The 7298-nt window shown below is 40.6% G+C and carries 8 protein-coding genes; 7 read left to right on the top strand and 1 reads right to left on the bottom strand.

The genetic code is table 11. From position 1 onward, the window contains the following. Positions 1-98 precede the first annotated feature (98 nt). Positions 99-284 (bottom strand): hypothetical protein, encoded by a 186-nt coding sequence (locus DW019_RS10660; RefSeq protein ID WP_117479088.1) that lies wholly within the window; start codon positions 282-284, stop codon positions 99-101. Positions 285-398: 114 nt separating this feature from the next. Between DW019_RS10660 and DW019_RS10655 the strand changes: the two genes are divergently transcribed. The 7 genes from DW019_RS10655 (at position 399) to DW019_RS10625 (ending at position 7289) form a co-directional block, all read left to right on the top strand. Further along, a complete protein-coding gene (locus DW019_RS10655) occupies positions 399-923 on the top strand; it encodes an HD domain-containing protein (protein ID WP_118443346.1) in 525 nt (174 codons plus the stop codon). A gap of 15 nt (positions 924-938) precedes the next feature. Next, on the top strand, positions 939-1529 hold the full coding sequence (locus tag DW019_RS10650) for a hypothetical protein (RefSeq protein ID WP_118443345.1): 591 nt from the start codon (positions 939-941) through the stop codon (positions 1527-1529). 71 nt (positions 1530-1600) lie between these two features. Beyond that, on the top strand, positions 1601-1822 hold the full coding sequence (locus DW019_RS10645; RefSeq protein WP_022377403.1) for a hypothetical protein: 222 nt from the start codon (positions 1601-1603) through the stop codon (positions 1820-1822). Positions 1823-1876: 54 nt separating this feature from the next. Next, the gene (locus DW019_RS10640; RefSeq protein ID WP_118443344.1) at positions 1877-3235 is read left to right on the top strand and encodes a hypothetical protein; all 1359 of its coding nucleotides are present in this window, start codon (positions 1877-1879) and stop codon (positions 3233-3235) included. Between the two features lie 104 nt (positions 3236-3339). Further along, entirely contained in the window at positions 3340-3825 is a 486-nt protein-coding gene (locus DW019_RS10635) for a transposase (RefSeq protein WP_118443343.1), read from the top strand. Then, the gene (locus DW019_RS10630) at positions 3818-5275 is read left to right on the top strand and encodes a terminase family protein (RefSeq protein ID WP_118443342.1); all 1458 of its coding nucleotides are present in this window, start codon (positions 3818-3820) and stop codon (positions 5273-5275) included. The genes DW019_RS10635 and DW019_RS10630 overlap by 8 nt, the downstream gene beginning before the upstream one ends. Positions 5276-5285: 10 nt before the next feature. Then, on the top strand, positions 5286-7289 hold the full coding sequence (locus DW019_RS10625; RefSeq protein WP_182431101.1) for a hypothetical protein: 2004 nt from the start codon (positions 5286-5288) through the stop codon (positions 7287-7289). Positions 7290-7298 lie beyond the last annotated feature (9 nt).

Here is a 7298-nt window from a genome sequence, read left to right as displayed (position 1 = left end):
GAGAAAAATGGTGCTAGGACAACAGTCCTAGCACCACTTTGTCTACAGTCTGACACGATAACGAATTTTGTTCGTTACCGTGTAACCTAATAAAGAAATTACGGAAGATTAATAACTAAAGTTAAAACCCATTGAATTTGGATATCAACAAATGGATTTGTAGTAGCTAATGCGTATAAAAAATATGTAATGCATTCAATTGTTGGATTTTTTACATATTTTCGTATATGCAAAAAATAAAAATCTTCCGATTTTGTAAGCCAAGTTTTTATTGCTTGTTTCATGGCTTCACACCTCCTCATGTTAAAATTCATTTTTAATATGTCTGTTAGAGTAATTGCGCAAAAAAAACATGGGTTATTAACTTACTTCTGGAAGATTTAAGAAAGGATGGTAAAATGCAGAATGAATTTGTAAAATTATACAAAAAGTACATCAAAAGAAGAGGGGCAGATAAACTTTTAAGTTATCTTGTCAACAATGGATTCTTAGAAGCCCCGGCAAGTACAAAGTATCACGGAAGTTACGAAGGTGGTTTGGTGGAACACTCGGTAAATGTCATGAATCGCCTGATGAGAAGAGAGATACTACGAGATTATACGAAAGAAACACTTGCTATTGCCGGATTGCTTCATGATGTATGTAAACTAGACAACTACATAAAGCAGGAAACAGATGGAAAAGAAACATATGAGTATAACAAAAATGCTTTCCCAGCAGGGCATGGAGAAAAATCAATCTTTATCATCCAGCGGTTTATGAACTTGACGGATGAGGAGATACTCGCAATCCGGTGGCACATGGGAGCCTTTGACGATGCGGTTAGAGGTGGAAGCCGGGATATAAACGCGGCATACAAACGGTCAAAATTGGCTGTATATTTGCATCTTGCCGACATGGCGGCAACCTATATCGATGAATAAAGGAGGTTATAGATTATGTTTATTAAAACGAGTATATTTAAGAAACTTTTAAAGGAAGCCTATAAAAATGACAATTTGAGTGTCGGACACAGTGAAAAGGCAAAAGTGTATTACATTGTTGGGGGCTATTGGTTTGTGGCCGTTCAAGAGCAATTTTTTCCTAATGCTGAAAAAGCGGCTCTTGTTGAACTTATTGGAGATTTGCCACGGGATGAATATGTTCGAATACATAAAAATGAATCACGGCAGCAGTTGGTACCAGACGAGATGAAGATTCTTTTAGCCGAAAAAGAACCGGACGAATATCTGGAAGAAACGAATCTTCTTATTGAGGAACCGAAGTTTGGGGTAATTAGCAGACTTCTAACAAATGGCTCTGAATTGACACCAATCAATGAAGGATTGTACAACATGATAGATGAAAGTGCGAAAACATCAGATGACATGGAGATTGAAGGACCATATAGGATAGAGGAGTCTGGGAAAATACTATTATGGCGAAACAATACATCGTTAATCGGATTACTTCCAAGAGGTTGGGATAAGGACGAAGATTTGATGGAACAGAAAACAATATTGGAAAGAACATTTCAAGGTAAATGGTAAAAAAAGTCTCCCTCTTGCTTTTGCAGGAGGGAGATAAAACAGAATGAAGGCAGCAGGACAGGAGTGAGTGAATGGCAGGATACTATGGTCCGGGAATATACCGGACAGAGTGTGCGTACTATATCCGGGAAAGTGAAAAGATGATAACGTGTGAGGGATTAGAAGAACATACTATATGCGGCACACGATTCCGGACGGAACAGGACAAATTCGATTTTCAAGAAAAGCATTGCTATAAAAATTGTGAAAGGTGCAAACATGGTAAGATGCTGGATGAAAGTTATGGGAACTAGGGGAGAAATCAGAAGGAATGATTGATATGCTTAAAAGAAAAAGGAGTTGAGAAGATGAGAACGATAAGTTTTGAAGTAACTGGTCAGCATATTGAATGTACAGAAGCAATTTCGGATTTAGTTGGAAATACGAGAGAGTATGTGCAGGCAAAGTTTTCCCTGCCAACAGAATGGGATGGATTGATTCAAATAGCGGTATTTACGGCAAATGGAAAAAATTATCCGGTTCTGATTGAAGATGGTAAGTGTGAAGTACCATACAAAGTGATGATGCAGGAATATTTTACTGTTGGATGTTATGCGGGAGCTAAGACAGATAGGATAACAACAGATACTTGTGTGGTTCGAGTTGAGGAATCCGTAAGATGCCAAGGCGGTTCGGATTATCTTTCGATTTATCAGAAAATGCAGGATACATTGAATGAGATGGTAGCAAAGATGAATGAATACGAGGCAGCAGTTGAAAACTACAAAGAAATTGTAAATGACACCATGCATGAGCATTGTTTGCATGAAACACATTCCGGTGACGGGGCACATGGATTGCGTATACATGATGGACTGTTCCAGTATTATGACGGACAAGGCTGGGTAGATACAAAAGTGGGGGCTTTTGAAGGACAAAGCAGTACGTGGAAAAATCAAGTGGTATTGCAGTTTGCCGGCACCATGCGCGTGGAAAAAGTTTTAGAAAGCAGCTATTTCAAAATTCAAGAAAAAGGAGATACCCGTTCAAGCTCATTAGCACCATTTATTGATAGCAGTTATCCGTATCAAGGAGTACAATATGCCATATATGCAACGACAAATCAGAAAGTTTATGTATGGCATGTGCAGAAAGATGTCAACGAAGATTATGGTGTATCCGTAGAGCGGTTGTATCCGGTGGATAATGCGGAGAATGATGTTATATTAAGAGTTGAATCAGGAAAAGGAATGCCTGCATTGATATGTGAGAGCAATGCGGAAGATGTAGTTGAAGTAGTGCATATGGAATACATAGAGAGCGACTTATCTACTAATCGTCGTATAACGGCATTGGAAGAATTAGAACAGAGGGGAACGTGGACGCCGGTTCTATATGTTACACCTAGTACAGTTGCACCAACCAATACAGTATTAGCTCAATATGGTTCTTATATCCGGCATGGTGATTATGTGTGGATTGAGGGAATGATAATAACATCAAGTAATTATGCTTGTTATAAAATAGGCGGACTGCCATTTGCACCGAATTCAGATAGACCAACCATGTTATGTCCGGTAGCAGTAATAAATGGGGAGAATTTTAAGGTATCTTCGTTAAACAAAATAAGTGAAAGTGGTACAGAAAATGAGCTGTATAATAACGATTATAACGCTGGAACAACCCCAGCTTCGTGGTACATTAGTGGATTTTACAAAATAAAATAACGGAAGAGAGAGGCATCTGTCAATGGCAGGTGCCTTTTTGTATGGGAACTAGGGGGGAAAGATAGCAAAGATTTTGTTATTCTGACCAAAAGGGGGTATCAGATATGGCAAAAAGTCAATATAGCGTAAAAGTTGAACCCTATTTGGAATTGATTGAGGGATGGACAAGAGAAGGTCTTGTAATGTCGCAAATAGCCGAAAAACTGGGGATTAGCAAAACAACATTATACAAATACATGCAAGAACATTCTGAACTTTCTGAACGCCTAAAAAAAGGGAGGGAAGTTTCAGACGCACAAGTGGAGAATGAATTGTTCAAAAAAGCGGTTGGTTTTACCAGGATTGAGAAAAAGCCATTTAAGGTGAAAAAAGTGGACTATGAAAACGGAAAACGTAAGTGTGAGCGTGAAGAGGTAGTGATGGTAGACCAGGAAGTTTATTATCCGCCGGAACTGGGAGCACAAGTGTTTTGGTTGAAGAACCGCAAACCGGATAAGTGGCGGGAAAAAGTTGAGAACAAGATTGAGACCGAAGAGGATGGTGTAGGTGTAATGATACTTACTCCGGTTAAGGAGGCAGAGGATGAGTAAAATTGTTTGGTCGCCACAGCCACGCCAGAGTGCTTTTATGTGTCGTCCGGAGTATGAATGTTTGTATGGCGGGGCAGCAGGAGGAGGAAAATCGGATGCTATGTTGTGTGAAGCAATGCGACAGATTAAGGTGCCAAACTATAAAGGTATCATCTTTCGTAAGACATATCCTCAACTTCAAGAGTTGATATTGCGTTCCAACGAATTGTATAAAGCGGTGGTACCGCAGGCGAAATACAATGTAACTGATAAGAAATGGACGTTTCCGTCTGGAGCGAAAATCTTCTTTGGAACCATGCAGCATACGAAAGACAGATTAAATTATCAGGGACTTGCGTATGATTTCATCGGTTTTGATGAGCTGACGCATTTTACTTGGGAAGAGTACTCATATATGTTTTCACGTAACCGTCCAAGCGGACCGGGAACACGTGTATACATGAGAGCAACTGCCAATCCGGGGGGTGTTGGCCATGCATGGGTGAAAGACCGGTTTATTACAGCGGCACCGCCGGAAACACCGATTACCGAAGAACGGACAATTCTTGATCCGGACGGAAAAAAGATTCAGGTGAAACGAAAGAGAATCTTTATCCCATCATCGGTATTTGATAACAAGAAATTGCTGGAAAACGACCCCTATTATCTGGACAATCTTGCCATGCTGCCGGAGGCAGAGCGTAAGGCGTTGTTATACGGCTCATGGGATAGCTTTTCCGGTCAGGTGTTCAAAGAGTGGAGAAATGACCCGGAACACTATAAGGACAGAAAATGGACTCACGTTATAGAGCCGTTCAGAATACCATCCTATTGGCGTATATGGCGTGGATATGATTATGGGTTCGCCAAACCTTTTAGCGTTGGATGGTATGCGGCAGATGAAAACGGAAAGATTTATCGAATCCGCGAGTATTATGGGTGCACCGGTGAACCCAATGTGGGACTGGAGTTAGACCCAACCCAGCAGGCAAAACACATTAGGGAAATTGAAAATGAGGACCCAAACCTCAAAGGCAGAAAGATAATAGGTATCGCAGACCCGTCCATATGGGATTGCTCACGTGGTGAATCCATTGCAGAAATGATGGAGAAACACCCAAACAACATTCTCTTTAGTCCGGGCGATAATGCAAGACTTGCCGGAAAGATGCAATATCATTACCGGATGGCATTTGACGAAGAGGGAGATACGATGTTTCAAGTGTTTAACACATGCAAGCATTTTATCCGGACCATACCTGCATTAGTGTACAGTGAAAGTGATGTTGAGGATATTGATACAACCCAGGAAGACCATATTTATGACGAGTGTCGTTATGTGCTCATGGATAATCCGATATCACCGCGTAAAAATGTGCTGGAACGTGACCATATTGGTGATGATCCATTGAATCAGAGATGTAAGCAGCAAAGTGAAGATGCCAAGAGATTTGAATTTTATATGATTTAGGAGGACAAGAATGAAATTACAGTTATTTGCCTATCAAAAGAAAAAGCAGGATGTAGAAGAACCAAGAAAAGAGAAACAAGGGCAGCAGGAGGAACCTATTTCAGAAACCCATGAAAGTGTCGAAAAATCGACACCGCAGATGGAATTAGATGGGAGTGCCGGGGAACCAAATACACAAGAGGAGAGAAAACAGTATGAGAAAGAGAAACTCACAAATTTAACCGAGGACGATGTGAGAAAAGCTGTTGAAACGCTAAAGAAATACAAAGAGGGAAAAGACTTGCTTGACCGAAAAATTAGAGCCAATGAAGAATGGTGGAAATTACGACATTGGCGAATTATTGAATCCGAGGAGAAGAAAAAGTCTAAGGGGATGACAGAGCCGGTATCCGCATGGCTACACAATTCGATTAATAATAAGCATGCGGATATGATGGACAACTTCCCGGAACCTACTGTGTTGGCACGTGAATCATCGGATGAACAAACGGCAAGAACACTGACGTCTATATTGCCGGTAGTGCTTGAATATAACCGGTATGAAGAAACATATAACGATTGTGCATGGTACAAGTTGAAGCAGGGAGCAAGTGTAAAGAAGATTGTGTGGGATTCGCGTAAGAATAATGGTGTCGGTGATATTAATATTGCAAAGACAGATATACTTAACCTTTTCTGGGAGCCGGGGATAAATAAGATTCAGGAATCAGCAAATTTGTTTCATGTCGAACTTGTTGACAATGAAATTTTGAAACAGCGATATCCAGAAGCAGATATATCAGGCAAGGAAATCGAATTAACCAAATATATCAATGCAGAAAATGTGGATACGTCTGAAAAATCGTATGTGGTTGACTGGTACTACAAAAAAGACAATGGAACAAAGGATATTCTCCATTATTGTAAATTTGTGAATGACACAATATTATATGCATCGGAAAATGACTCAGAGTATGTAGAAAGAGGATATTACGACCATGGAATGTATCCATATGTGTTTGACGTAATGTTTCCGGAAGAGGGAACACCGGCTGGATTTGGCTATATCGATATCATGAAAGATCCACAGCTCTACATTGATAAATTAGATCAGGTTATCCTGGATTCTGCCATCAAAGCAAGTAAAGCGAGATATCTTTCAAAAGATACCGGTGGCATCAATGAGGAGGAATTTAATGATTGGACAAAAGAAATTGTTCATTACACAGGAAATCCGGATGATATTCAGCCGATGCAGCAGGTGGTTCCACCGACCCAGTGTATCAATGTGAAAGAGGAAAAGATAAACGAATTGAAAGAAACCTCCGGTAATCGTGATTTTTCTCAGGGAAGTACACAAAGCGGTGTTACGGCCGCAACTGCAATTGCAGCTTTGCAGGAAGCGGGAAGTAAGTTATCCAGAGATATGATACGTGGAACTTATCGCGCCTACATGGAAGAATGTTATATGGTGATTGAACTGATACGTCAGTTTTACGATGAACCGCGTAAATTTAGAATCTTAGGGGATAAGGGGGAACAGCAATTCGCCACATTTGATAACGGGATGATGATTCCACAGAATATGGGAGACGAAATGGGAGTGGAGGTTGGAGATAGACTGCCTATCTTTGATGTAACTGTCTCCGCAGCGAAAAAGTCAACTTACTCACGAATGGCCCAGAATGAACTTGCACTTCAGTTTTACGACAAAGGATTCTTTGCTCCGGGAAATGCCGATGCATCGTTAGCCTGCCTTGATATGATGGAGTTTGAAGGTAAGGAAAAAATTATTATGAAAATACAGAATAACGGAACGATGTATCAACAGTTAATGGCATTGCAACAGCAGGTACAGCAACTTATGCAGATGGTAGGCGTACAGGGGCAGGAGATTGTAAATGGTGGAGACCCAAATCCACCGGGACAGGATTCGAAGCAGACAATGAAAAATGATACTCTAGGTGGAGCAATGACAAAGAGCGAGCGCTTAGATGGAGCAAAGGAACAGGCAAACAGTATGGCAAGTGTATAGGAGAGTTGA

The sequence above is a fragment of the Clostridium sp. AF37-5 genome (genome assembly GCF_003477605.1).
In the GTDB taxonomy this organism is placed as follows: Bacteria; Bacillota; Clostridia; order Lachnospirales; family Lachnospiraceae; genus Eubacterium_F.
Note: the sequence above shows the minus strand (reverse complement) of the source record. Positions and strands in the feature narration are given on the sequence as shown.